Origin of the sequence: Dyadobacter sp. OTU695 (assembly GCF_038440355.1) — a bacterium.
In the GTDB taxonomy this organism is placed as follows: domain Bacteria; phylum Bacteroidota; class Bacteroidia; order Cytophagales; family Spirosomataceae; genus Dyadobacter.
In genome coordinates this window covers 332,862-359,127 of the sequence record NZ_JASATN010000005.1, presented here as the reverse complement: position 1 = coordinate 359,127, position 26,266 = coordinate 332,862, and the positions used below count along the sequence as shown (strand labels likewise).

Genomic DNA, 26,266 nt, shown 5'->3' with positions numbered 1-26,266 from the left:
ATGTATGGAAGGTGATCGTCAGGAAGCCAATTTTTTAGGATTGAGTTCTACATTAAAATTCACTTTTGCCCCTAATGCATCAAATACTTTAAGAATCGTTTCTAGCCTGGCATTTTTTACACTATTCTCAATTTTAGAAATTTGGGCTTTTTGCACGCCTACAAGTTCTCCTAATTGCTCCTGGGTTAGATTGCGCTCTTGTCTTACTTGCTTTATTGCGTGGCCCAGCAAGTCAATTCTCAGCTCGTTTTCAAAAGCCTCCCGTCTTTCTGTACCACGTTTTCCGATGTGCTTGTCAATCATTGTATCAAGCGAAACGGTTTTAAATTTATTATCCATAACTATTTCATTTTGCTTTGTTGTCCAAATACTGTCTCCTGATTTCCTCAGCTTTCTTAATCTCTTTTGGCGGCGTCTTTTGCGTCTTTTTTAAAATACCATGTGTCGCCACAACCAACGTTTCCTTACCATCAATTTTGTCCCAAAATGAAAAAAGTCGATATGCCTTGCTATTGTATAGCGTCCTGAATTCCCAAATGAAGTCGTTAAGTTTTTTGAAAAGCTCGTTGTCATTTACAGATTGAGATTTTCTGATATTATAATAGATCTTCTCTCTCGTTTTATCGTCCAGAGCCTCTAAAAACTCGACAGCTTCCGGCAATAATTGTATTTCGTAGTTTGGCTTCACCCGCAAATTCAGTTAAAGATATAAATTTCCCGATTGGGAAACAATTTGTTGCCGTAAATTTTGATAGTTGGAGTTTTCATGCGTGTGTGGGGAGGTAATCTTCGTCCTGTTCTAAGCTGCTTCTAAGTTAGTCCTCAAATGGAGGACAGCAGCATGATTTGAATGCCGTACGTATCAACGGATAGAAGTATTTTTCAAACTGTATATTTCAACGAACCAAAGTTACCAATGACCTCCCAACCCAACTTTTTCTTCCGCAACCTCACACACCAAACAAATTTTTACTTAAATTTTTGTAATTTTCCAAACAATATATTGCTGACTGGTTACTTATTGATTATTAGTTCTGTTTGAGATTTGAGCGAGACTTATTCGGATAGCGACAAATACCTGGTACTCTCTGCCTCGCAAGGGAGTCAGGCGGCGTTTGTATCGCTTTTTCATCGCTACAAAAACAAACTTTACGGCTACACGCTTCGCCTGACCGGTTCGGAAATGTTGGCTGAGGATATTGTTCAGGATGTTTTCATGAAGCTTTGGGCGGATCACGTCTCACTCGCTTCGATCGACAACTTCGGCAGCTACCTTTTCCGCATGTCCAGGAATCATGTACTCAACCATTTCAAACGCGTGGCGCATGAGACAGCCATTGTTTCCGAAATGTTCAGGGACGGTGAGCCGGGCAACAACAATGCACACGAAATGCTGGCGGCCAGGGAAGTCGAGGAGGTTTTGCAATCGGTAGTTGATACCCTGCCGCCTCAACAGCGGGCCGTTTACCGCCTGAGCCGGGAGGAGGGGAAAAGTCATGAAGAAATCGCCGATCTGCTCAAAATATCCCCCAATACGGTTAAAAACCACATTGTGCAAGCCATGGCGACCATCCGTACCCAACTTCGCCGTCACGCCGATTCGCTACTCGTTGTGGCGATGCTGCTCTCTTTGAAAAAGTAATTCGAAAATTTTCCGTCCCAACTAGTCCCTGGCCTTTTGCCGGTTGTCTTTCATTTGGCAATCGGGGTAGTTTGTTTATTGTTGATGAAAAGAAATACCCTGATAGCCAAATTAAATAGTGGCAATGGCAGGAACTAAGATATATTATGTTTGACGAACGGGTCGAAAATTTAATAGGTAAACTAATCGGCGGAACGCTGGACGCGGCGGAGAAAAGGGAGCTGGCCGAATGGGTTCGGCGTAACCCCGACGACGAACGCTTTGCCCGGGCGCTGGAAAATGCCTGGGAGCGTTTCGAGCCGGAGCAACCCATGCCCGAGGTCGTCTCTGAACGCATTCTGGCTAACATTTTTCCAGTTGCAGATACAACGCCGGAGGAAGAGGACGAGCCGGATGTAAGTGGCGGGATTACCTGGCTGTGGCCGAAGCTCGTTGCTGCGGCATTGGTGATCGGGCTGGGCGTGTACTGGTGGGCGGGCTACCGCGGCAACCGGGATGTGGCGCAGCAGGAAAAAGCCGCGAAAGTTCAGCTGGCCGACATCCCGCCCGGAGGTAACAAGGCCATTCTTACCCTCGGCGACGGATCGAACATTACCCTCGATAGCGCCGGCAACGGTCTGCTCGCCAGCCAGGGCGGAACAAGCGTCACCCAATCGGGAAAAGGGCAACTGGTGTATCAATCGGGGCAGGGTGCCGAAAGCGCACCGGTGTTCAACACGGTCTCGACGCCTAGGGGAGGACAGTTCCACATCGTACTACCCGATGGGACCGGTGTGTGGCTCAATGCGGCTTCGAGCCTGCGTTTCCCGACAGCATTCACCGGCAAGCAGCGAAATGTGGAGATCACCGGCGAGGTATACTTCGAAGTGGAGCATAACCGGCAAATGCCTTTTGTCGTGAAAAATGGGCCGACGGAAATTACCGTGCTCGGGACGCATTTCAATGTAATGGCCTACGACGACGAGAAGATCATGCGGACGACATTGCTCGAAGGCGCCGTGAAAGTGACGCGCGGTGCAAGGGAGGCATTGCTTACGCCCGGCCAGCAGGCGCGGATCAGCACGGGTACGGGCAGCATGCGCGTAGTGGACGATGTGGATACGGAAAAGGAGCTTTCTTGGAAAAACGGCTATTTCCAGTTCGAAGACGAAAGCCTGGAAAGTATTATGCGGCAGGTTTCGCGCTGGTATGATGTGGAGATCAGGTATGAGGGCAACAGCCGGGGCGAGAACTTCACCGGACGGCTCCCGCGCAACTCCAATGTATCGGGCGTGATGAAAATCCTTGCGCTGAGCGGAGTGAAATTCAGAATTGAAGACAAAACGATTATTGTAACACCATAACCCCCTCCGCCTATGACCGAATAGCGACTTCCTCCGCCGGCCTCTGGTAAAAAAAGAACGGGAACGTTGCAACCGCTCCCGATCCTGCAAGAGCCCGGCACTTGTAAACAATGTCCTACTGTTTAGTACCAACTCTTAAGACAAAAGTATGAACCACAACTCTTTTATCCAAAAGGGGATAGGTTCCTCGTATGCCCACGAAGGACCTCCCCGCTCTCCCTTTATCAGGGCCATTCGGATTATGAAACTGATCTTTATGATATCGCTCGCATTCTGCATGCAGGTAAGCGCCAGCAGCTTTTCGCAGAAGATTACCATTCTGGCGAAGAATGCGCCGCTGGAAAAGGTATTGAAGGAGATTGAAAAACAGAGCGGCTACTCGTTCTGGTACAAAACCGAGCTGATCCGGAAGTCGGAAAAGGTGACGGTTTCCATGCGTGAAAGCACGCTCGAAGAGGTGCTGACCCAATGCCTGGCGAACCTGCCATTGGAATATTCGATCGTAGACAAAACAGTGGTTTTACAGGCGAAAAAGCGATTTAAGATAGCAACTCCGACCCCCAAAGCCGTGCAATTAATCAAGGGGCAGGTAGTGGGCTCGGATGGAAAGCCGCTCGTAGGCGTGACCGTCGTTGTAAAGGCCAGCAAGCTCGGTACCGTGACGGATGCAGACGGGAATTTTTCGATCGATGTGGCGGATACAGATGTACTCGTTTTTTCCTACATCGGGTTTGAATCCAAGGAGGTCCTGGTCGGCAAGCAAACCGACATTTCGGTTTCATTAAAGGAAAGTAATACGACATTGAATGAGGTGGCGGTGGTTGGGTACGGCCAGCAGTCGCGGAAAAACCTGACGAGTGCGGTCAGTACGGTCAAAAGAGAGGAGCTCAATAACGGTGCCATTACAGATGTGGGACAGTTACTTCAAGGGAAAGTGTCGGGACTTAACATCACGGCCAGCGGTGACCCGAATAAGCCAGCAGCGGTAGTGATGCGCGGCGCGTCCACGATTAACAGTGCGCAGGGGCCGTTTTACGTGATCGACGGCGTGCCCGGGGCCGATATTGCTACCATAGCGCCAGATGATATCGCTTCTATCGATGTGTTGAAAGATGCGGCCGCAACGGCCATTTATGGTAACCGTGCTGCCAATGGCGTCATCATGGTCACCACCAAAAAAGGAAAAGCGGGAACGATGCAGATTTCCTATAACGGTTATGTGGGTATCGAGAAGGTTTCGAACAAACTTGACATGATGAACGCGGACCAGCTGAGAGCTTTTCTGGACAAAAACGGCATCGGCTTTACGCCGGCGGATGACAAAGGGGCCAATACAGACTGGCAATCGTCTATCCGGAAAAGTACGGCGGTTTCCACCAATCACAACCTGTCTTTCAATGGCGGCGGCGAGCACACGACTTACGCCGCGAGTTTGAATTACGTGAAGAAAGACGGTATCCTGCTGAACAGTGATCTGACCCGTGTAATCGGCCGCCTGTCGATTGAGCAGCGTGCCTTGAAGGACAAATTGAAATTCGGCTTCTCGGTCACGAACTCGCATAGCAATGCGAACGATATTCCTTATCGTAACACCGTGTTGCTGCAATCCACTTCTTACCTGCCTGTTTCACCGATCAGAAAAGAGGACGGTTCCTATTTTGAAAATTTTCAGAATACCAACTACTACAATCCGGTGGCGATGATCAATAACAGTGAGATGAATACGAAATCGAACAATCTCATCGGAAGTTTCAAAACGCAGGTAGAGCTGCCTTTCGGGCTGACTTACAATCTGGACATTTCGTACCTGAATACCAACTCTTTGCAAGGCACTTACTACAACAAATATTTTACGAATAATTACAACAACATGTACGACAATCCCGATCCGGGCCTGGGTTTCCATGCTGTTCAATCATTCGGTAAAAATGGACAGGCAAACAGAAGTTCGTATCAGAATACCAGCAAAATCCTGGAAACTTACCTGACCTGGAACAAGGAATTCGGGGATCATTCCATCAATGCGGTAGTGGGCTATTCGTGGCAGAACAATAAGGTTGGCCAGGGCTTTCAGGTGACTACCAGCAATTTCCCGGTCGATAACATTACCTACAATAACCTGGCTTTGAGCAATCCGTACGGCACGACAGGCTACCAGATCAGCTTTGGGCCGGATGGGGTTTATCAGGAAACACAGCTGATTTCCGATTTTGCCAGATTTAACTATAACTACAAAAGCAAGTATTTGCTGCAAGGGTCGGTCAGAAGAGATGGCAGCTCGGTGTTCGGCGCCAATAATCAGTGGGGATATTTCCCATCAGTAGGCGCCGCGTGGAGAATAAGCCAGGAAAGTTTCATGGAAAGCCAGAATGTATTCAGCGACCTGAAACTGAGGGCCAGCTATGGCGTTACCGGCAATGCAACCGGATTCAATGCCTACACGGCACAATTTATCTCCGGGGCTTTGGGTACCTACTACTATAATGGTTCGCTCACAGGTGCTTATGGTCCGACGAAGTCGGAGAACGCCGACCTGAAATGGGAGAAAACGGCCACAACCAATGTCGGTCTCGACTTTGCTGTACTGGGAAACCGGGTAAATGGCTCGCTTGAAGTGTATGAGAAGAACACCACGGGGATGATTTATTCCTATACGGTGGATCCGATCCTGGTGCCATCGGGAAGTATTGTAGCGAATGGCGGAAGCGTAAATAACAAAGGAGTTGAGTTTAACCTTAGCGCAAAAGTGGTGGACAAGGCCAATTTCAGCTGGACGAGCGGAATCAATCTTGCGCACAACAAAAACGTCATCACCAGCCTTACCAATCCCCTGTTTGCGGGCGGCGACTCCGTATTGCTGTCGCGTCCCGAGGGCGGCGGTCAGTCGGGAAGATCACTCCAGATCCTGAAAGCGGGTCGCCCACTGGGACAATTCTTCTCGTTCCAGTACGCCGGAAAAAATGAAAGCGGTGTGTCCCAATTCGTGGCTGCAGACGGTAGCCTGACGACCACACCGGTTGTTGGAAAAGACTATCACTACCTGGGTAGCTCGCAGCCAAAGTTGATGATGGGCTGGACGAACAGCCTGAGGTACAAAAACTTTGATCTGAACGTATTTGTAAGAGGTGTATTCGGGAACAAAATCTTCAATGCGACCCGCGCCGACCTGTTCAGACCAAGCACTGCCCAGTATTCCAATATCCTCGTGGATGCGGCCAATGAGCCGGTGAGTGATTTCAATGCTTACGCTTACTCGTCGCGCTTCGTCGAAAACGGAAGTTTTGTGAGGCTTGACAATGCTACGCTCGGCTACAATTTCAAGAAGCTGGGGCCATTTGTCAAAAATCTGAAGGTTTATACTTCCGTCAATAATTTGTTTGTCATCACCAAATACACGGGCGTTGATCCGGAGGTGAACCAAGGCGGGATCGCTCCGGGAGTTGACTATAACAACTTCTATCCGAAGACCCGTACGTTTCTATTCGGTCTGAACATATCCATCTAACATCGAAGCAGGATCATGAAGAATTCATACATAAAACTATTTTTCTCAACGCTGGCGGTAACCACCCTGTTTTCCTGCCACGACCTGGACGTGCCGGTCACGACCGCGCTGACCACCGACGTTTTCCCGAGCACGGATGAACAATTCGTTTCCGCTTCCGGGCCGGTTTATGTGGCATTGAGAGGGAATTTCGGGGCGGAAGCATATCAGATCGCGTCGTACAGCACCGATGAGGGCATTATGCCCGCGCGGGGAGGAAACTGGTATGACGGCGGGCAAAACCAGACATTGCACCTGCACACCTGGACCGTGGATAACGGCTATGTGAACGGCCACTGGACCTGGTTATCGACCATTATCGGCGTCGCCAACCAGACGATCTCCATTCTGGAACAGAAAATGCCGGACGGAGCAGCGAAACAGACGAACCTTTCGGAGATCAAAATGGTACGCGCATTCGCCTATTTCATGATGATGGATAGTTTCGGAAATGTACCTATCTACACGACTTACGGTGATTTTACACCCAAAACCAACTCGCCGAGGACTGAGGTTTTTAATTTTATCGAAAAGGAAATCCTCGAAGCGATCCCGAATCTGAGCGAAGTATCGGGCATGACTACGTACGGAAGGCCCAACAAATGGACCGCCTACGCCTTGCTGGCGAAATTGTACCTGAACGCCGAGTACTACACCGGCACAAACCGGTATAACGATTGCATTGCCGCCTGCGACAAGGTGATCGGCTCGGGATTGTATGCATTGGAGCCCAGAAGCAGCTATCTGAACATGTTCTATCCGACGAACGGACCGCAGATGAAGGAGTTTATTTTCGCGATTCCTTACGATCCGGCGCAAACCAATACTTTTCCATTCAGGAGCGTCAACATTCGCGCGCGATACGACATTCCGAGAAGCATGGTCAAGAAGTTCAGTCTGCCGTACACGCCTGCGGGAAGCGCATGTACACTGCCGGAGTTTTATGCCAATTTCAATGATGAGGGCGATATCAGGAACAAGCAATGGCTGACCGGCTTGCAGTATATGAACGACGGCGTCACACCCCTGACTGTTACCACAACCAACATTGGCTACGACCAGTTTTACAAAGGCAATAATCCGTCGGGTCCCTACACTTACCAGGTGAAACTGACGCCCGAGGTGGTACTCCGCCAGGATGTGACGTCCTTTGATGCGGGGAACGACGAAATTGCCTGGCACATGGGTTACCGCAATATGAAATTCTACCCCGATGCGAGTTCGCTAAACAGAAACCAGAACAATGACATCCCCATTTTCAGATATTCGGACATCATTCTGATGAAGGCGGAGGCGATACTGCGCGGCGGAAGTCCGACATCAGGTCATACCGCACTTTCGCTCGTGAATGAGTTGAGGGCGCAACGGACCACTTCGCCTGCTTTGACGAGCGTGAACCTCGAATTTATCTATGCCGAAAGAGCGCGTGAATTTGCCTCGGAGGGATGGCGCCGCAACGACATGATCCGTTTCGGGAAGTTTGAGGGCAAATGGGGCTACAAAACCGATTCAGACATTAATCACCGCATCTTCCCGATACCAAGGGTGGCGCTGCAACTCAATCCTGCATTGGTTCAGAATCCTGGTTATTGATTACAACATTCTCCGTACCTGTATTTCGGGTACGGAGAATGCCTTCATTCACATCGTTCCGGTCACAGCATTTAACTGTCGACAGGGCCAATCATTCCGTATTTTAAAATGAATCATTTCCGTAATGGTGGTTCTTCTCCTCAATGGTTGAGAAGAGTCAACCTGTTTTGTCTTATCTTTTTGCTGAGTGTCCTCGCGAAGACCTCCATCGCCCAGACGGTGGTCAGTTCCGCAAACTCCCTGATACAGAGAGTAGTCCCTACGCACGCTTCGCATTTTCAGGTAGAGGAGCATTCGGCTTCTGGCAAAGACGAATTTGAAATAGACAATGTCGACGGCAAAATATTGTTGCGCGGGACGAGCGGCGTCGCGATCGCCTCCGCCTTATACCATTACCTCACCGAATACGCGCATTGCCAGATCACCTGGAATGGAACCAACCTTGCATTGCCGGCGAAGCTGCCCGCCGTGCCTGCCAAAATACGGAAGGAAACGGTGTACCAATACCGCTATAACCTCAACTACTGCACGTTTAATTATAGTATGAGCTGGTGGGACTGGGACCGCTGGCAGAAGGAAATCGACTGGATGGCCCTGCATGGTATCAATATGCCGCTGGCCATTACCGGCGAGGAATATGTGTGGCTGCAAGTGTATAAGGATATGGGTTTTTCGCAGGATGACCTGAAAGACTTTTTCAGCGGACCTGCCTATTTCGGCTGGTTCTGGATGGGCAATCTCGACGGCTGGGGTGGTCCGCTGCCGCTGAGCTGGATGGAGAGCCACAAAGCCTTGCAGCAGCAGATCGTCCGCCGCGAGCGGGAGTTGGGTATGAAGCCGGTGCTGCCAGCATTTACGGGGCATGTTCCGGCCGCTTTCCGGAAAAAGTACCCCGGTGCGCAGTTAAAAGCCACCAACTGGACCAACGGATTCGGTGATACCTACATTCTGGATTCCCAGGATCCGCTGTTTGCCGAGATTGGAAAGCGTTTTTTGAGCAAACAGAAAGAGCTCTACGGTACCGATCACCTTTATTCGGCCGATACATTCAACGAGAACGAGCCGCCTACCGACGAGCCGGCTTATCTTTCCAAACTCAGTGAACGCATTTACGAAGGAATGCGCCAGGCCGATCCCGATGCCGTGTGGGTAATGCAGGGCTGGCTTTTTTACAGCGACCGTAAGTTCTGGAAAGCACCGCAGATCGAGGCGTTACTAAGCGCAGTGCCCAATGACCGGATGCTGTTGCTGGACCTGGCCGCCGAAATCGAGCCGGTGTGGAAACGGACGGACGCATTTTACGGAAAACCATGGATCTGGAACATGCTCAACAACTTCGGGGGGAATGTGAACCTCTTTGGCCGGATGGACGGTGTGGCCCAGGGCCCGGCAACCGCCTGGAACGATCCCGCTAAAAAGCGTCTGGAAGGCATCGGACTGACGATGGAGGCGATCGAGCAGAATCCGGTGATTTATGAACTGATGATGGACCATACCTGGCGAACGACGCCCATCGATCTCGACGAATGGCTCCCCAGATACGCGAGGAACCGGTACGGGAAGCATGACGACGACCTGGTCAGGGCATGGCAAATCCTGCGGAAGACGGTTTACAACGGCAAAGAAATCCGCGACGGGGCAGAGTCGATCATTACCGGAAGGCCTACGCTGGATTCCACGACGGTTTGGACCCGGACAAAACTGAACTACCCGCCCGCCGACCTGCTCCCGGCCTGGGACCTCTTCGTCAGGTCGGCATCGAAAGGCCCGCATACCGACGGTTTCCTGTACGATCTGACCGACATTTCCCGCCAGGTGCTCGCCAATTATGCTTTGGTGTTACAGAAACAATGGGTACAGGCATTCCGCAGCGGCGACCGTACCGCTTTCCAAAAACAAAGCCGCGCATTTCTCGAACTGATTTCGGATATGGATATGCTGCTGGCAACCCGCAAAGATTTTCTGCTGGGACCCTGGATAGCCTCTGCCCGAAAATGGGGGAACAGCGATGCCGAAAAGGCATTATACGAGCAAAATGCCCGGGACCTGATCACGCTTTGGGGGGATGCCGAAAGTCCGCTGCACGAGTATTCGAACCGCCAGTGGAGCGGCCTGCTCAATGATTTTTACAAGGTACGCTGGGAGAAATTCTTTGTTGTCCTGGAAAAATCAATGCAGTCGGGAAAAACGCCGGACTGGCAGGGATTTGAAAAATCGATCGCGCAGTGGGAGTGGCAATGGGTGAACAGCCACAAGGATTTTCAGGTCGAAGCAAAAGGCAGCAGCGTGCAGGTAGCCTCGAAGCTGTACGAGAAATATGCCCGCCGGATCCGAGATTCTTATCAACCTCAGGCACATTAAATGGCCCGGGCTTCCAGCCATATATTCAAATAATTTTGGTAGTATTGAAAATTCACCCGGGACGTGTCAGGCCCGGGTGGATTTTCAACATTCCTGAAAATACATGACGGACGAAAACCTAATGGCTGAATGGGGCAAATTCGGTCACTTGTTCAGGCGGGAAGAAATTCCGGCAAAGACGGTGCTTCTCAACGAAGGAGAGGTCGCCAGAAAGGTTTATTTTATTGAAAAAGGTTGCCTCAGGCTCTCTTTCAATAAGGACGGGAAGGACATTACTTTTCAGTTTTTCTTCGAAGGGGAAGGTGTTTCTTCGGCAGAAAGTTTTCGCTACAACCATCCAAGCCTTTATTCGATCGAAAGTCTGGAAAATTCGGTCGTGCATACACTCACCAAAAAGGATTATTTAGAGATTCTCGAAGCCTCGCCGTTGATCAGGGAGGCCATGGAGGAGCAGACGCTCCAACGGCTGCTGTTCGTAGAAAAACTGTTTCTTTCGAGGATCAAGAACAGTCCGGAGGAAAGGTACAGGGAGCTGCTGGAACAACGTCCGGAAATCCTGCAAAGGGTGCCGCAGCATTACATCGCCTCGTTCCTGGGCGTTACTTCCGTTTCTCTGAGCAGGATCAGGAACAGGAGGTAGCATTTATTAACAATTGTTATCGCCTGCCGGATGCGTGGTGGCGAATTTTGTAATGTTATCAGTTTCACATTCAAAATTTAAAGACCATGCAAGCTTTCAAAATCCAGATCTCCGACAAAGACATTGACTATCTGAAACAGCGGCTCGCCCATACCCGCTGGACGGCCCCGACCACGCAAAGCGGATGGGAAAAGGGCGTTCCGGTCGATTACCTCAGGAATATCACCGACTATTGGCTGAACAATTTTGACTGGAAAAAGCAAGAAGCGGCGCTTAATCAGTATCCGCATTTCATGACCGAAATCGAGGGACAGAACATTCACTATTTGCACATTAAGTCGCCCAGGGCAAATGCAGTTCCGTTAATGCTGATCCATGGCTGGCCCGGGTCATTCGCGGATTTTACCCGGGTTATCGAGCCGCTTACCAATCCCGAGGAGCCCGGTCAGATGGCATTTGACCTCGTGATCCCATCCATCCCGGGCTTTGGCTTTTCCGTGCCTTTGAAAGAGCAAGGGTATAACATGTTTAAGATCGCGGGCACATTTGCCACCCTGATGGACCGGCTTGGTTATGGAAAATTTGCCGTGCACGGGGGCGACATGGGCGCAGGCATCGCGGGGATTATGTCCGGGGTCGCGGCGTATAACTTGCTAGGTACGCACATTAACTCGGACTTTTTCGCAGTAGCCGGACTGGGCATGTTTCCTTCCGATCATTCGGCTTTTACGGACGCAGAAAAGGCAGTGCTGGAACGTATGAAGCAGTACAAAAAAGAGGGAACCGCCTATTTGGACATACAGGCCACCAGGCCGGGTACGATCGGTATCGCACTGTCCGACAGCCCGGTAGGGCAGCTGGCATGGATGGTTGAAAAATATAAAGAATGGACAGATGAGGACAAAAACCTACCGGAAGACGCCATTGATGCGGACCAGATGTTGACGAATGTCTCATTGTACTGGTTCAATCAGCTGGGTGCATCGAGTGCTGCAATCCTTTCTGAAAATATGAGCATGGCATTCGATTGGGGTGGCGACAATACACAGGAAGCCAGCCAGTGGTCGCCTCCAAAGGTCCCGTCCGCCATCGCTTGTTTTGGTAAAAAAGAAGATGAAAGCCTCTTGAAGAAATTGACTTCCTTCATGGGCGAACCCGACAGATGGTCTTTCTACGACAAAGGATGCCACTTCCCGGCCATGGAAGTCCCCGGTTTGCTGGTAGACGATATCCGACAGTTCTTTTCTGCCGTCCTCAAACAGGTATCGTCGTGAAAATTCACGGCGTCATCAGATAAGGATATTCAAGATCAAAACGTATATATAGCATCGTAAGTATTCACGAGGTTACAACCACCGTGGCTAACCTGTCTGGTAAGTCCCGGAGAAAACAAAATAGGACATTACTTCTTTATTTTTTTGTTATTTTTGTTTTCGTATCTGGATACCCCTGGCATGAATACCCACGAAAACGCGACGGATGATGAACTGGCTGCTATGCTTACGGAAGGCTCCGAGGCGGCATTCGATTTGATTTACGAGCGCTACTGGAAAAAACTCTACAACGAAGCTTTTAAGCGGATTAACGATTGCTCTGAAAGTGAGGAAATTGTTCAGGATGTCTTCGTTGATCTCTGGCATAAAAGGGGCAGCAGGCAGATCGAGAACCTTCGGGGCTACCTGCTGGGCGCTGTCAGATACCAGGTATTTGCCGTTTATCATAAGCGAAAAAACCTGCCGGCCTTCGAAGAACCACTTGATTACATGGCGTTTTCCGCCGATAATGCGGATTCCAATTTCCTGAGGGACGAACTTCTGGCGAGCATTCATCAATGGCTGGAAACTCAGCCCGAAAAACGCCGTGAGATCTTCAGGATGCGGTTCCTGGAAGGGCTTTCCACACTCGAAATCGCCGAGCAGCTCGACATTTCGAGAAAAACCGTTCAAAACCAGCTTAATACTTCCCAGCAAAGCCTTCGCGAGAGCATTGGAAAGCTTCTCGCTGTAGTCATTCTGTTGCTTCGCCCGTAGTGCTTCCGGTAGGCCGATTGTGGCTGCAATGAAATTTTTTTGGAAAAAAAATGAAGTTCGCTTGGGACTTTTCAGCGAGTTTCTGCACTGGTAGATAAACAGCGTTTTATAAACATGTCAAGCGGAAATAGGAATAAGTTCAGGTCGATCGTGGCAAAGTACCTCCAGGGGCATGCTGACGAGGAGGAAAAGGACATGGTTGAAAAATACTATGAGCTTTTTGCGGGGAAATCCGACGAGCTGTCCAGGCTGTCGGAAGAAGAGCAGGCCGATGTGCATGAAAGAATGAAAGCAAATATAGCCAGGCGTATTGCTGCAAGGCCGGCCAGGTCACGGCCACTCCTGGGAGGGGTTTTCTGGCGTGTGGCGGCAGCTGTTTTGCTGCTGATAGGTGCTGGCTGGATTTTCTTTGTTTTAAGGCAACCGCAGGATACGAAAGCCCAGCTGACAACCGCTGGCACCGTAACGCACCGGTCGGTGAAAGGGCAGACGAAATTCGTGGTACTTCCCGATGGCAGCCGGATCGTTTTGCATGGCGACACGCAGATTGAGTACGACCGGGATTTCAACAACAAAACCAGGGAAGTGTCGCTTACCGGAGAGGCCTATTTTGATGTCGTGCATTTAAATACGGGCGGCCAAAAGCCGGTCCCTTTCGTGATCAGGACTGGGAAAATCAGTACCACGGTTCTGGGAACTGCATTCAGCATTAAATCGCTTCCTTCTGAAAGCGAGGTGGTTGTGACTGTTACCAGAGGTAAAGTGCGGGTGGATGATGGCGGAAAGCATACGAGTTTGCTGACGGCGAACGAGCAGATGACATATAATACACATACGACGGTTGCCGATGAAAAGGTGGTGAAATCGCAGGAGCTTACCGCCTGGGTACGGGCCGATATGGTGTTCCAGGAAATGCCTTTCGGAGAACTGGCGGACATGCTTGCGGAACGCTATGGAGTGAAAATATCTTTTCAAAACCCGCAATTACAAAACTGCCTGATTACCGGCCGGTTTTCAGGGACAGAAACCGTGGAAGAAGTCTTTAAGGTATTGACGCTGACCAGCAATACGAAATACGCTCTGGCAGGCGGCGAACTGGTGTTAAGTGGTGAAGGCTGCCGCTGAATTGACTGATAACTAAATTCTTATGAAACAAATCGCCAACCATCCCGGACGGGCTCCGTAGCTGCCCGGTGACCATATAAAAAGCTCCCCGGCCTTGGACAGCAATAGGGAGCTTTGAATAGAAAATTCGCAATACAAATTTCTAGACAATACAAATATATGAAAAAACCTATATCTGTAGGCGGAAGAACTATGCCCGTGCGGCAAGGTATCTTGTGCCGGTATCTTTGCAATTTAATGAAGATCAGCGTTTATGGTGTCGGCCTTATCATCATGGCAACCCAGCTGCTGCTGGCGGGGGTGAGCGGCGCGCAAGATATAAGGGAAGCCAATGTTACCATTGGTTTGGAAAAGTCTTCTTTGAGGGAAGCGCTTCAAAAGCTTCAACGGGAATCGGGATATAATATCTTCTATCTTTCAAAGGCCGTTTCGCCTTTTGACAATATAACACTTCGGAGAGAGTCGAGGACTGTTCAGAAAACGCTGGAACTGATCCTGGACCGAACGAACCTGGCCTTCCGGCAGGAGGGCAAAAATATTATCCTGACAGAACGCGAGGTACTTGTCCCGGAATCGAAGACGCGAACGCCGGTCAGAGGTAAAGTAACCGACAAAGACGGACAAGGGTTGCCGGGAGTAAGCGTCATTATCAAGGGAACCAGTCACGGCACCATTACCGACCAGAACGGGATTTATAATCTGGATTTTGAGGAAGACAACCCCGTGCTCATATTCAGTTTTGTGGGCTATGTGGCCCAGGAAGTGGAGGTCGGAAAACGGGAAGTGCTCGACGTTGTGCTGGCGACGGACGAAAAAGCGCTGGAAGAGGTCGTGGTGGTAGGTTATGGCACCCAGAAAAAGGTAAACCTGACCGGTGCCGTAAGCAATGTGACAGGTTCCGAGCTGATTACGCGGCAGGCGCCCAATACGACTTCGCTGTTGCAGGGCAGAATGCCCGGTGTGCAGGTGACGCAGAACTCCGGGCAGCCGGGCGCTGAAAATGCCAGTATTCAGATCCGCGGACAGGGCACTTTTAGTGGGGCGGGGAATGATCCGCTCATATTGATCGATGGTGTGGAAGGTAACCTGAACAACGTGAACCCTAACCAGATCGAAAGCATTTCGGTATTAAAGGACGCGGCTTCGGCGGCAATTTACGGCTCGCGGGCGGCGAACGGGGTTATTCTGGTGACGACCAAAACCGGTACCGCCGGAAGATTGAATGTCGATTACAGCTACAACTTCGGCAGCCAGAGAGCCACCTCGGTATACGACAGGATCACGAACTCGGTGCAGTTCATGGAGCTGCTCAACAAGGCTATCGCCCATACGGGGACGAATGCAAATCAGCTTTATACGCCCGCGCAAATCGAGGAATATCGTCAGGGAAGCATCACCAATCCCGCCCAGTATCCGAGCTATGACTGGATGGACGCGATTTTCCGTACTTCTCCGATGCAGCAGCATTACCTGAGTGTCAACGGAGGCAAGGAAAACACGACTTACAATTTCGGGGCCGGTTATCTCAACCAGAACGGGATCCTGATCGCGACAGGCTACAAGCGGTACGATGCCCAGTTCAATTTCAAAACGAGCCTTAACAAAAGAATTACATTCGGTACTAACCTGGCCTTTTCGAAAGGGGACCGGAACGAGACGGCATTGAATACCGTTTTCGACGGGAATTCAACCGAAGACCAGATTCTGAGCGCATTGGCGGCGCATCCGACATTTACGCCGAAGTTGCCCGATGGAAGCGGCCGGTACGCCGCCAAAGCCTACATACAGGAAGGCGGTAACAAAAACCCCGTCGCGCTCGCTGAAAACGGTGGCCGGTATATCAGGAATTACTATGCGCTGGCATCGGCATTTTTGGACGTGAATATTTTCCCGGGGTTAAAAGGGCAGATCAAGGGCGCAGTGAAGTTTAACGACAGGCAAACCAAAGTGCATGTCGTGGGAATTCCCGCATATATGTTTTTGCCGGACGGCAGCGGCCAATACCTGTACAATACACAATGGAACGGGACCGTCGGTGAAAACAACCTGACGGTACGGAAAGAAAATGATGTGCAGTACACCGTGTTCGGGACTTTGAACTACACGAAGAAAATCGGTGAAAATCACGACCTGAATGCATTGCTGGGCGTAAGTCAGGAAACATTCCGGTATGATCGCTTGCAGGGATTTAAACGGAATGCGCCATCGAATGACCTCCTCGAACTGGGCGCCTACTCCCCGGGCGGGCAGCTCGCCGACGGGCTGGCTTATCAGTGGGCCCTGCAATCGGTATTCGGGAGAGTGAGTTACAATTACAAAGAGAAATACCTGCTGGAAGGAAATTTCCGGTACGACGGCTCATCGCGCTTCCCGAAAGGCAACAAATGGGGCTTTTTCCCCTCGGCGTCGGCAGGATGGAGGATTTCGGAAGAACCGTTTTTGAAACAGGTTAGCTGGCTGGAAAGCCTGAAAGCGCGGGCGTCATGGGGACAGGTCGGAAACCAGAATGTGAACCGTAGCCTGGGTGGCGAATCCATGCCATATCCGTATCAACAGGTGCTGAACCCCGTTGTGTACAATATAGGAGGCTCATTGCAACAAGGCGTGACGCAGACAGACCTCATTAACCGCAATATTACCTGGGAGACCACGACAGTAACCGATATCGGTGTCGATTTCGGCCTGTTCAGGGCATCGGTGTTCGGGAGTATCGACTGGTATTCCAAAAAAACCACGAATATCCTGAGGCCTTTGCAGGTACCCGATTTTATCGGCGTGGCCGGGCCGACGGTCAATCTGGGAGAAATGAGCAATATGGGTGTCGAAATTTCGCTGGGTTACCAAAACAGGGTCAAGGATTTCCGCTATAAGGTCCAGGGGAATTTTGAAACCTATAAAAACAAAGTCATAAAGTTTGGTGCCCGTGAGGTCAACAACGGCAACGGTACGGTAACCCAGGAGGGCTTGCCCTACAACTCCTATTTTATGTACGTTTTTGATGGTATTTACCAAAATCAGGGCGAAATCGATAACGGGCCGACGCCGTTGGTAAAACCCAAACCCGGCGATATGAAGTACCGCGACATCAGCGGGCCTAACGGTGTACCGGACGGGAAAATCACGACCGATGACCGCATGGTCGTGAGCGGGGCCTTCCCCAAGTTTAACTATGGGATGACGTTCAGCGCCGATTACAAGAATTTTGACGTCAGTTTTTTCCTCCAGGGCGTAGAAGGACGTAAGATTTACATTAAGGAATGGGGGATTGCCCCTTTCAGGCAGGCAGGTCCGCCTCCGACATTCTGGGAAAAAGCCTGGGATGGAGAAGGGACTTCCAATACCATCCCGCACATTTTTAACGAGAACTACGCACCCAATACCCAGGTGTCCGACTGGTGGCTTCAGGATGCATCCTATTTGAGGTTGAAGAACTTTCAGCTGGGCTACACTTTCCCGGCAAAACTGGTCAACCGCGTGAAGATCCAGATGCTCAGGCTGTACGTGTCCGGAGACAACCTGGTGACATTCACCAAGTTTTTCAAAGGGATAGATCCCGAACGGGCGGCGGCAAGCGGCAGAGCGGCCATTTATCCTCAGGCCAGGATTTATTCATTTGGTGTAAAAGTCACATTTTAACAGGTAATGCTATGACAACCAGATATGCAAAGAACATATTTCTGTTGATATTAACTACGGTGGTGTTCGCCTGTAAGGACACGCTGGATACCAATCCGCTCGGCAGCCCCAACTCTGAAAACTTCTGGAAAACAGAGACAGAGGCGAACAAGGCTTTGATCGCCTGCTATGCGAAGTTGAAAGAGCCCATTATATCAAACGGCCCGGCCCAGAGCGGAAACTCCCTCTTTTGGGAGGCGCTATCCGACAATGCTTCCAACACTTCCAATTACGAATCGTTCGATGTCGTGATGAGAGGGGAACACAATTCGGCTACTACCGGGATCGTCAGCAAATCGTTTACCATCGGTTTCCAGGGCGTTGCCGCGTGCAACTACTTTCTGGCTAATATCGATCGCGTGACCGCCACTACCGATGCGGTACGCAACCGCATGAAAGGCGAAGCATTGTTCCTCAGGGCGTTTTACTACAATGATCTTACCCAGCTGTATGGTGACCTGCCGCTCATTCTGAAACCGGCTGAACTGGACGATGACCTCCGGGCGACGCCGAGAACGCCGAAAACGGAAGTGGTAGCACAGATACTCAAAGATCTGGACCTTGCCATTTCATACCTGCCAGCGATCGCGTATACCGACGGGCGTGCGGTGAAGGGGGCGGCAATTGCCTTGAAAACGAGAGTGTTGCTGAATAACGAACGGTACAGCGAGGCCGCCGATGCGGCATGGAGCTTAATCGGGGATGCTGCCAATCCATTCAGGCTTTCGGACAACTACGCGGGCATATTCTTTGGAAATCAGATAGGCAACCGCGAGATCATGTTTTCTGTTCAGTTCAAAGCCCCGGACGACTACCATTCGCTCGATCAGGTTATTGGGGCCAGGATGTCTGTATTCCCCACACTTGAACTCCGGGATGCCTATGAACCCAACGACCCGCGTCGGAAAATGACCATTTTCGAAGCAGGAGATCCGTGGGCTTATAATCCGGCCGGCTTTAAGCAAACCGGAAGCCTTGCGGAAGGACAAATCCCGTATACTGGCATGGCTTTTAGAAAATGGGTCAACACGGCGATCAACAATGGATCTGGCTCTACGCTGAGCGAGCAGCATATGGTGAAGATCCGTTACGCGGACCTGTTGCTCATGTATGCCGAGGCCATGTTTGAAAGCGGAAAGGGAAGCGACGCACGTGCGCTCAAAGCGCTGAACGACGTCCGGGCGAGGCCGGGAGTGGAAATGCCCGCCAAACCGGCCCTTACGCGTGATGTAATCAGGAACGAGCGGAGGATCGAACTTGCCTTCGAAGGTTTGCGCTATAATGATCTGGTGCGGTGGAAGATAGCCGGGACAGTCATTCCGCAGGTCGCGTACGACGCCAAAGGAACCAAAAGAAAATTCAAAGCCTACCTTTTACCAATCCCGCTGGCTCAAATGGATATTATGAAAGGGGTCTGGACACAAAACGAAAATTATTAAGGACCGGTAATCATGTTTGGAATACAAAGAATAATGGTGCTGATACTTTTAGCATCCAGCCGGCTATTGGCCGCAGAACAACTGACCGTTGCGGGCCCCGACAACAAAATTTCGTTCCATGTTTTTATGAAGAACGATTCCCTGTTCTATCGCATTTCCTACGAAAGCCGGGACGTCGTCGAAGCTTCGCCGATCCGGATGTCGTTGGACGCGAAAGCGATTACCGATAAGGTGAAGATCGGTAAGGCAGAAAACTATCAGCTGAACGAGGCATATCCCTGGTACGGCGCTCACGCTGTTGCCAGGAACCGCTGTAATGGCTCAAAAATCAGCATAAGCCGCGGTGCATTGCATTACACGCTGGATGTGCGGGTGTTTGCCGATGGCGCGGCATTCCGGCTGATCGTTCCTGGCAAACCGGAGGCAAAACGCATTGCGGATGAATCCACAGTTTTCCGGCTACCTGCGGGGACCACCGCCTGGTACCACGATCTGTACATGCATTATGAGGGCGAGTATGCCCGGAAAAACATGGATACCGTGAAGGCAGGACAATGGGCCGCGCCTTCGGTTACATTCAGGTTGCCAGAAAGCGAGGTTTACCTGTCGGTGACGGAGGCGGATCTTAAAAATTATGGCGGAATGGCCCTGCAAACGGATGGTCATCGGGGGATGGTGCTAAGATTACCCCAAAGCCAGCCTACTTCTTACCCGTTCAAGTTGCGATACAGCGCCGAGGATGTGTTCAGGCTTTCTCAGCCTGCCGCCATCGCCGGTACCATCGCCACACCTTGGAGGGTAGTGATGGTCGCCAACGGGCTGAATGCCCTGGTTAACAATGACATCGTGCACAACCTTTGCCCGCCGCCGGACCCGAAACTATTTCCTCAAGGCATCAAAACCGGCTGGATCCGGCCGGGGGCCGCGGTATGGAAGTATCTTGATGGTGGCGGCGAGGGTACACTGGAAACGATGAAGGAATACTCCCGGCAGGCATCCGAACTTGGTTTTAAGCACAATATCCTGGAAGGTTTCTGGAAAAAATGGTCTGATAACGAGTTGAAATCCCTCGTCGATTATTCCCGCGAAAAGGGCGTTCACATCTGGTTGTGGGAGCATTCGAAAAACCTCCGGGACGCGAAAACCCGCCAGGCATTTTTCAGGCATTGCCATGAGCTGGGCATCAGCGGTTTGAAGATCGATTTCTTCGACCATGAGGCGAAGGAAGAAATTGATTTGTACCAATCGATCCTGCGCGAAACGGCGGAACTGAAAATGATGGTCGATTTTCACGGAGCCAACAAACCGACGGGCCAGGAGCGTACCTGGCCTAACGAGCTCACCAGAGAAGCGGTAAAAGGAATGGAAGCCAGTAAATTGAAGGACAGGGCCGGACACAACGTAACATTGCCGTTTACCCGTTTTGCGGCGGGGCACGCCGAGTACACGCCTGTCCATTTCGGTGAACGGAGGAAAAACACGACCTGGGCGCACCAGATCGCCAGTGCCGCTATTTTTTCGGCACCCTTACTTACCTACTCGGCCAGTCCGGAACATTTGCTGGCCAATCCCGCCGTCGAGATGATCAAAAGCATTCCGTCCGTTTGGGATGAGACGGTCGTGCTACCGGGTTCAGCGATCGGCGAGGCAGCCGTGTACGCGCGTCGACGCGGGACCAGCTGGTTTCTGGCTGTGATGAATGGCGCAACGCCGAAAAGTTTTGATATCGCCCTTTCCTTTCTGGGCTCAGGTACTTTCAGCGCTTTGGAAGTAAGGGATCAGGAGGGAAATCCCGCGGCTGTGGTGCTTGGAAAAGGAAGCTACGATAAAAATGGTACCATACGGTTGACCCTCGCCGAAGGCGGAGGGTTTATCGCAAAATTCGATGTCTATGAATGAGGATGTTCGGACAATAACTGTTCAAAGGATTTATCTTCTGATCGGGTTTCTGCTTTGTCTCCCGCAAGAGGGGAATGCGCAGGGAATATATGCGGGCCGCTACAAAGCCGTCTTCACAAGCCCGCCAGGCAAAGTACCGACAGCCAAAACGCCGGATGGGCCACTGGCGGGAAACGGGGATATCGGTCTGACGCTCGGCGGTAAACCCGATCAACTGCTGTTTTATCTCGGGAAAAACGATTTCTGGCGTGCCTATCCTGTTTATCCCGGTGGCGGTATTGCCCTGCCAGGATGGTTGGAAATGCGTATTCCGGCACTTTCGGGTGCCGACTATTATGCGGAGCAATTACAGGACAAAGCTGAGATTACCGGACGGTTCACGAAAGATAGTCTCACGGTTTGGCTTAAAACCTGGGTTTCGGCAACTGCCAATACAGTGGTTGTCGAGCTTGGGGCGAACAAGGCTTGCTCGATGGATTTTGCATTGAAAGCAGCGGAAGGGAATACCTCTGTCAATGCAAAGGGAGTGGACGCGGGCACGCATTGGGTTACACGTTCCTTTGAAAATACGCCTTTGCTTGCATGGCCGTCGCATGTTGCAATGGCTGTAAAAGTGCTGGGAGCCAAGCCGGGAGCCGACGGCAGCATTTCTCTAAAGCCCAATGCCAAGGTGACTTTGGTCATAACCATGTATACCAATTACGATTCGAAAGATTGGAAACAAAGGGCTATCTCCGTGGCGAAGGGGACAACGGAAGCGACTATCCATCAGCTGCAAAAGGATCATTACGCCTGGTGGGAACGGTTTTGGGCGCAATCGGAAGTGCAAATGGGGGACCCGTTTCTTGAAAAATACTACTATGCGTCACAGTATCTTTTCGGGGCGACCTCGCGCGGGGATAAATTCGCTCCCGGCATTTGGGGGCCATTCATCACGAAGGATTCCGCGGCATGGGGTGGCGACTACCATTTGAATTACAACTACCAGGCACCGTATTGGGCGGCCTATTCTTCGAACCACATCGACGAGACCGACAATTTCGACAAGCCCCTGCTCGATTACATGGAAAACGGGAAGCGGCATGCGAGGGAGCTTCTGGGTATCCGTGGTATTTACTATCCTGTCGGAATCGGTCCTATGGGACTCGTTACAACGCGCTGGCCGCTGACGCCCGATGAAATGGAGAAGCGGTATGCTTCCAGGGAGAATACCATCGACGGAGGGTACAAGTTTCTGGGGCAAAAAATCAACGCGGTGTTCAGCGTGGGAAATATGCTCATGCGGTTTTACAGCACATATGATGCTGCCTACGCACGGAAAGTATACCCTTACATGCTGGAATGCGCCAATTTCTGGGAAGATTATCTGAAGTTCGAAAACGGCCGCTACGTCATTCACATGGATCATTATAACGAAGTGATGCCCAACCTGAAAAACAAAGGGCAATGGCGCCAACTTCTAGGTGATTTCAATTCGACATTATCCGTAGGATTGGTGAAAATGCTTTTCAAAGGCATTGTCGACGTCAGCCGGTTTCTGAAAGTCGATGCGGGACGGGTTCAAAAGTGGCAACATATTGTAGAGCATATGAGCCAATTCACCGTCGGGGAAGTAGACGGCAGACTGAGCCTGAAAGGTGTAGAATCGAGCCCGTCTCCCGTTCACAGCCGCATTGAAGGACTGGCCAGGGTATCAATACACGGACTGCTGCTGCCGGCAGGTGTATGCGGGCCTAAAACCGACTCTGCATTCAACCAAATCCTGCTGGGAGATGTCAGCCGCTGGAAAGACAAAATGAAAGCTCCCGGAGATTGGGCAAATACGCTGGGCAATGGAATCGAAACTTGCTTTCCTGCCGCAGTCAGGGTTGGATATGACGCCGATGAAATCATGCGGCAGCTCACAGACCGTATCAAACGCCAGTCGTTACCCAACCTTTGGATTATCGCGGAAGGCGGGGGGATAGAGACGCTGTCGGCAGTTCCGCTGACGATCAACGAAATGATGATGCAGAGTTACGAGGGGGTAGTGAGGATATTCCCGAATTGGAACAAAACCAAAAATGCCAGTTTCAACCAACTCCGGGCATATGGCGCCTTTTTGGTAAGCAGCCGGTTGGAGCAGGGAGAGATCAGGTATGTCAGGCTCGTAAGTGAAGCCGGCAGGCCCTGCTTCCTCGAAAACCCGTGGCCGGGGCATGCGGCGCAGTTGTTGCGGAATGGAAAGAAAGCAGAACAACTGACGGGCAGCACATTCTCTTTTCCTACCGGGCGTGGGGAGCGGTTGGAGATTGTCGGTCAAAATTGAAAACAAGGATCATCCGGTTGATACAGCCAAACTGGCGGCAGAAGTAGATTTGAGCAAGTTGTTGGTGTCAGAACTTACAGAGAAAGCCCACGAACCTCGTTTGTGGGCTTTTTTGCGGGCCATCGTACCTAGTTCTTAACCCGCTGTTCTTCGCTCCCTGAGCCGCCCACATCGCGCTTTCGTTTTCCGGAAGTGCCTTTGGCGAAGTTGTAGGTGAACGATGCCACGAGCACCCGCGTGTCGGCGTCGTTGAAATAGGTCGCCCGGGCATTGGGAATATTGAGAATACGGCCATTCGGTTCCAGTGAGCTGAAAATGTCGCGTAGCGATAGCTTGATAACGACCTTATCTTTCATAACCTTTTTCTGAACGGCCGTATTGACGAGAAACAAGGCATTCTTATCAAATTGTGCGCTCTGGCTTCTCGTGATGTAGAATCCGCTCAGTTCGGCACTCCACCCGTTTTTGAATAGAAATTGGTTGTTCGGACTGATGTAGCCGTAGGTCGAGCCGGTCGTGCGGTCGGGATCGCCGGGCATGCCACGGAAGTTGTTGCGGATCAGTTCGGCGTAAAAGTTGCAGGTCCACCAGTTGCCGGCCCGGAACTTCGCCGACAATGTGATACCGCCCCAGATCAATCTGCTGATGTTGCCCGTCCGGCTGATGAAAATGTTTCCCGCCTGCTCGATTACCTCGCCTTGCATATTCCGCGTGTAATTGTAGAGCAACGACAGGTTGAACCGGCCTTTGTAGTTAAATGAAAGCTGGAACCGATTGCCCAATTCGGGTTTCAGGTAAGGATTGCCGGCGAAATAGGAAAATTTATCCAACAGAAATACGAATGGGTTCAGGTCCTGATAATAGGGCCGGCCGATCCTGCGGCCGTAGGAGAAATTGAGGTGCGTTTGGGTGGTGTCGAGCTTGTAGCTCAGGAAAAGGGTCGGAAAAAGACTGGTGTAATGCAGTGAGAACGACGAATCGGGCTTGACCGCATTGCCCAGCTGGCGTCCATAACCGTTCGTGTTTTCTGCCCGGAGGCCGGTTTGCAACGAGAGCCTTTTGAACCCACGGTTGAAATTCACGTAAGCCGCATTGATATTTTCTGAATATCGAAAGCGGTTGGTCTTGTCAAAATCCACGGACACGTTTTCGCCCTGATGAAGAAAGTAGTTGGCCGCATTGTCGGTTCGGACGAGGCTTGTTTTAAATCCGCTTCCCAGTTTCCCTTTCCGGAGCGGATGTTCATAATCGGTTTTGGCCGAATAAATGGCAATCGACGAAGGGAGGTCGGTGGTGATTTTTTCCTGTTTTTTGAAGTTCTGATCACCATCGAAAAAATCGTTGACGAATGTCTGCCTGGCGCGGATGCGGTAATTGATGTAATCGAGGTCGACCGTCAGCAACCTTCCGGTGCTGTCGTATTGATGGCTGAAATTGAGGTTGATGCCATGCTGCCGGAAGCGGTTTTTTTCGCTGTTGTCGGCCCGTATAAGCGAATCGACAGCACCGATGGTATTCCTGACTGCGCTGCTCACTGGCCGCTGCTCACGTGAGCGCGTGAACGCGCCGGTGTACACGATACCCCAGGTAGTCTTTTCACTGGCATAAAAGTCGACGCCGGTTTTAAGGTTAGCAGTCCTGCTTTTGGGATAGAAAAAGGTAGTTTGGTCAAACGACGAACGTAATGCATCGTTTTCGCCGTAATACCTTCGCTGGATGTCGAGCCGACGCCACTGGTCGGTGCTGTTGAAACTGGCGTTTGTAAAGAAATTAAGGCGGTTACACCGGTAATTGAGGTTGATGTTTTCATTATGCCGCCAGTACCGTGATCTTGCCGGGCTGAGCGTAATGCTGCCATTCAGGCCCTGGACCTTGTTTTTACGCATTTTAATGTGAACGATCCCTGCGCTCCCGGCCGCATCGTAGCGTGCGGGCGGGTTTGTAATCAGCTCGATCTTTTCAACCGAATTGGCAGGTAGCGACCGCAGGTAGGCCGCCAACGCGGACGGAGAGAGGTATGTCGGGCGGTTATCGATCATCACCAACACGCCCGACTGGCCCTGAAGGCTGATACTGCCGCTCTGATCGACCATCACGCCGGGGGCTTTTTCAAGTACTTCCAGCACATTGGCGCCTGCATTCGAAATCAGCGCATCGACGTTGAGTACCGTCCGGTCGATCTGGTATTCCACGAAGTTCTTCTGTCCGGTAACTTTTACCTCGTCCAGCCGGATATCGGCGGAGGTTAATACGATGGTTCCCAGGTTAATATCTGGCTTTCCATCGGTGAATTCAAACTTGCTCCCGGCGAAATTTTTAAAACCCAGCATAACCACAGACGTGAAATAGCTGCCATTTTTCAGGCCGGAGACAGAAAATGTCCCGTCCCGCGCGGTAAGCACTGTTTTTACCAGACTCGAATCGGTGGCGTGGAGCATTGAAACGACCGCACCTTCCAGTGGCTTGTTGTCTTGCGTTATCACTTTCCCGATTATTTGGGCATAGGCATTCCCGAATGCCGCCAGCAAGGCAACGACAATCCCTAGGGTGGTTTTCACCCGGTCAATGGTTCTCATGATGTAATGTTAAGGTTATCTTTTTTCGTGACTAACAGGGCATAGTCAGCCTGCCTTACCGGAAGTAAGTTACTGGTTATGAATGTACCTT

16 protein-coding genes are annotated in these 26,266 nt (G+C 51.0%); 13 read left to right on the top strand and 3 right to left on the bottom strand.

Annotated elements, in window-relative coordinates; translation table 11 throughout:
• Positions 1-18: 18 nt before the first annotated feature.
• Together AAHB90_RS12980 and AAHB90_RS12975 are read right to left on the bottom strand one after the other, a co-directional pair.
• Positions 19-339, bottom strand: coding sequence for a helix-turn-helix domain-containing protein (locus AAHB90_RS12980; RefSeq protein WP_342085589.1), 321 nt, complete (start codon positions 337-339; stop codon positions 19-21).
• A gap of 7 nt (positions 340-346) precedes the next feature.
• Positions 347-688, bottom strand: a complete 342-nt coding sequence (locus tag AAHB90_RS12975; RefSeq protein ID WP_342085588.1) for a type II toxin-antitoxin system RelE/ParE family toxin — start codon at positions 686-688, stop codon at positions 347-349.
• A gap of 357 nt (positions 689-1,045) precedes the next feature.
• Between AAHB90_RS12975 and AAHB90_RS12970 the strand changes: the two genes are divergently transcribed.
• The 13 genes from AAHB90_RS12970 (at position 1,046) to AAHB90_RS12910 (ending at position 23,599) form a co-directional block, all read left to right on the top strand.
• Positions 1,046-1,642, top strand: coding sequence for an RNA polymerase sigma factor (locus AAHB90_RS12970; RefSeq protein ID WP_342085587.1), 597 nt, complete (start codon positions 1,046-1,048; stop codon positions 1,640-1,642).
• A 146-nt stretch (positions 1,643-1,788) separates the two neighbouring features.
• Positions 1,789-2,985 carry a FecR domain-containing protein gene (locus AAHB90_RS12965; protein ID WP_342085585.1) on the top strand — a complete coding sequence of 399 codons (1,197 nt, stop codon included), beginning with the start codon at positions 1,789-1,791 and terminating at the stop codon, positions 2,983-2,985.
• A 148-nt stretch (positions 2,986-3,133) separates the two neighbouring features.
• A complete protein-coding gene (locus AAHB90_RS12960) occupies positions 3,134-6,490 on the top strand; it encodes a TonB-dependent receptor (protein ID WP_342085584.1) in 3,357 nt (1,118 codons plus the stop codon).
• A gap of 15 nt (positions 6,491-6,505) precedes the next feature.
• A complete protein-coding gene (locus tag AAHB90_RS12955; RefSeq protein ID WP_342085583.1) occupies positions 6,506-8,122 on the top strand; it encodes a RagB/SusD family nutrient uptake outer membrane protein in 1,617 nt (538 codons plus the stop codon).
• Between the two features lie 108 nt (positions 8,123-8,230).
• Positions 8,231-10,483: an alpha-N-acetylglucosaminidase gene (locus AAHB90_RS12950; RefSeq protein WP_342085581.1), complete on the top strand. Its 2,253-nt coding sequence runs from the start codon at positions 8,231-8,233 to the stop codon at positions 10,481-10,483.
• 103 nt (positions 10,484-10,586) lie between these two features.
• Positions 10,587-11,123 carry a Crp/Fnr family transcriptional regulator gene (locus tag AAHB90_RS12945; RefSeq protein ID WP_342085580.1) on the top strand — a complete coding sequence of 179 codons (537 nt, stop codon included), beginning with the start codon at positions 10,587-10,589 and terminating at the stop codon, positions 11,121-11,123.
• A gap of 86 nt (positions 11,124-11,209) precedes the next feature.
• A complete protein-coding gene (locus AAHB90_RS12940) occupies positions 11,210-12,397 on the top strand; it encodes an epoxide hydrolase family protein (protein ID WP_342085579.1) in 1,188 nt (395 codons plus the stop codon).
• 180 nt (positions 12,398-12,577) lie between these two features.
• Positions 12,578-13,153 (top strand): RNA polymerase sigma factor, encoded by a 576-nt coding sequence (locus AAHB90_RS12935; RefSeq protein ID WP_342085577.1) that lies wholly within the window; start codon positions 12,578-12,580, stop codon positions 13,151-13,153.
• A gap of 114 nt (positions 13,154-13,267) precedes the next feature.
• Positions 13,268-14,278: a FecR domain-containing protein gene (locus tag AAHB90_RS12930; RefSeq protein ID WP_342085576.1), complete on the top strand. Its 1,011-nt coding sequence runs from the start codon at positions 13,268-13,270 to the stop codon at positions 14,276-14,278.
• 237 nt (positions 14,279-14,515) lie between these two features.
• Positions 14,516-17,914, top strand: a complete 3,399-nt coding sequence (locus tag AAHB90_RS12925; RefSeq protein ID WP_342085574.1) for a TonB-dependent receptor — start codon at positions 14,516-14,518, stop codon at positions 17,912-17,914.
• Positions 17,915-17,925: 11 nt separating this feature from the next.
• Entirely contained in the window at positions 17,926-19,392 is a 1,467-nt protein-coding gene (locus AAHB90_RS12920) for a RagB/SusD family nutrient uptake outer membrane protein (RefSeq protein ID WP_342085572.1), read from the top strand.
• A 12-nt stretch (positions 19,393-19,404) separates the two neighbouring features.
• Positions 19,405-21,291, top strand: a complete 1,887-nt coding sequence (locus AAHB90_RS12915) for a glycoside hydrolase family 97 protein (RefSeq protein ID WP_342085570.1) — start codon at positions 19,405-19,407, stop codon at positions 21,289-21,291.
• The gene (locus AAHB90_RS12910) at positions 21,284-23,599 is read left to right on the top strand and encodes a glycosyl hydrolase family 95 catalytic domain-containing protein (protein WP_342085568.1); all 2,316 of its coding nucleotides are present in this window, start codon (positions 21,284-21,286) and stop codon (positions 23,597-23,599) included. Before AAHB90_RS12915 ends, AAHB90_RS12910 begins: the two co-directional genes overlap by 8 nt.
• A 128-nt stretch (positions 23,600-23,727) precedes the next feature.
• On the opposite strand, the gene AAHB90_RS12905 is transcribed toward AAHB90_RS12910, so the two are convergent.
• On the bottom strand, positions 23,728-26,175 hold the full coding sequence (locus AAHB90_RS12905) for a TonB-dependent receptor (RefSeq protein WP_342085567.1): 2,448 nt from the start codon (positions 26,173-26,175) through the stop codon (positions 23,728-23,730).
• Positions 26,176-26,266: the final 91 nt, after the last annotated feature.

What these genes read in the sequence shown, in the direction of transcription:
- AAHB90_RS12980 (WP_342085589.1), bottom strand. Translation starts at nt 339, where the DNA reads ATGGATAATAAATTTAAAACCGTTTCGCTTGATACAATGATTGACAAG.
- AAHB90_RS12965 (WP_342085585.1), top strand. Translation starts at nt 1,789, where the DNA reads ATGTTTGACGAACGGGTCGAAAATTTAATAGGTAAACTAATCGGCGGA.
- AAHB90_RS12960 (WP_342085584.1), top strand. Translation starts at nt 3,134, where the DNA reads ATGAACCACAACTCTTTTATCCAAAAGGGGATAGGTTCCTCGTATGCC.
- AAHB90_RS12955 (WP_342085583.1), top strand. Translation starts at nt 6,506, where the DNA reads ATGAAGAATTCATACATAAAACTATTTTTCTCAACGCTGGCGGTAACC.
- AAHB90_RS12950 (WP_342085581.1), top strand. Translation starts at nt 8,231, where the DNA reads ATGAATCATTTCCGTAATGGTGGTTCTTCTCCTCAATGGTTGAGAAGA.
- AAHB90_RS12945 (WP_342085580.1), top strand. Translation starts at nt 10,587, where the DNA reads ATGACGGACGAAAACCTAATGGCTGAATGGGGCAAATTCGGTCACTTG.
- AAHB90_RS12940 (WP_342085579.1), top strand. Translation starts at nt 11,210, where the DNA reads ATGCAAGCTTTCAAAATCCAGATCTCCGACAAAGACATTGACTATCTG.
- AAHB90_RS12935 (WP_342085577.1), top strand. Translation starts at nt 12,578, where the DNA reads ATGAATACCCACGAAAACGCGACGGATGATGAACTGGCTGCTATGCTT.
- AAHB90_RS12930 (WP_342085576.1), top strand. Translation starts at nt 13,268, where the DNA reads ATGTCAAGCGGAAATAGGAATAAGTTCAGGTCGATCGTGGCAAAGTAC.
- AAHB90_RS12925 (WP_342085574.1), top strand. Translation starts at nt 14,516, where the DNA reads ATGAAGATCAGCGTTTATGGTGTCGGCCTTATCATCATGGCAACCCAG.
- AAHB90_RS12920 (WP_342085572.1), top strand. Translation starts at nt 17,926, where the DNA reads ATGACAACCAGATATGCAAAGAACATATTTCTGTTGATATTAACTACG.
- AAHB90_RS12915 (WP_342085570.1), top strand. Translation starts at nt 19,405, where the DNA reads ATGTTTGGAATACAAAGAATAATGGTGCTGATACTTTTAGCATCCAGC.
- AAHB90_RS12910 (WP_342085568.1), top strand. Translation starts at nt 21,284, where the DNA reads ATGAATGAGGATGTTCGGACAATAACTGTTCAAAGGATTTATCTTCTG.
- AAHB90_RS12905 (WP_342085567.1), bottom strand. Translation starts at nt 26,175, where the DNA reads ATGAGAACCATTGACCGGGTGAAAACCACCCTAGGGATTGTCGTTGCC.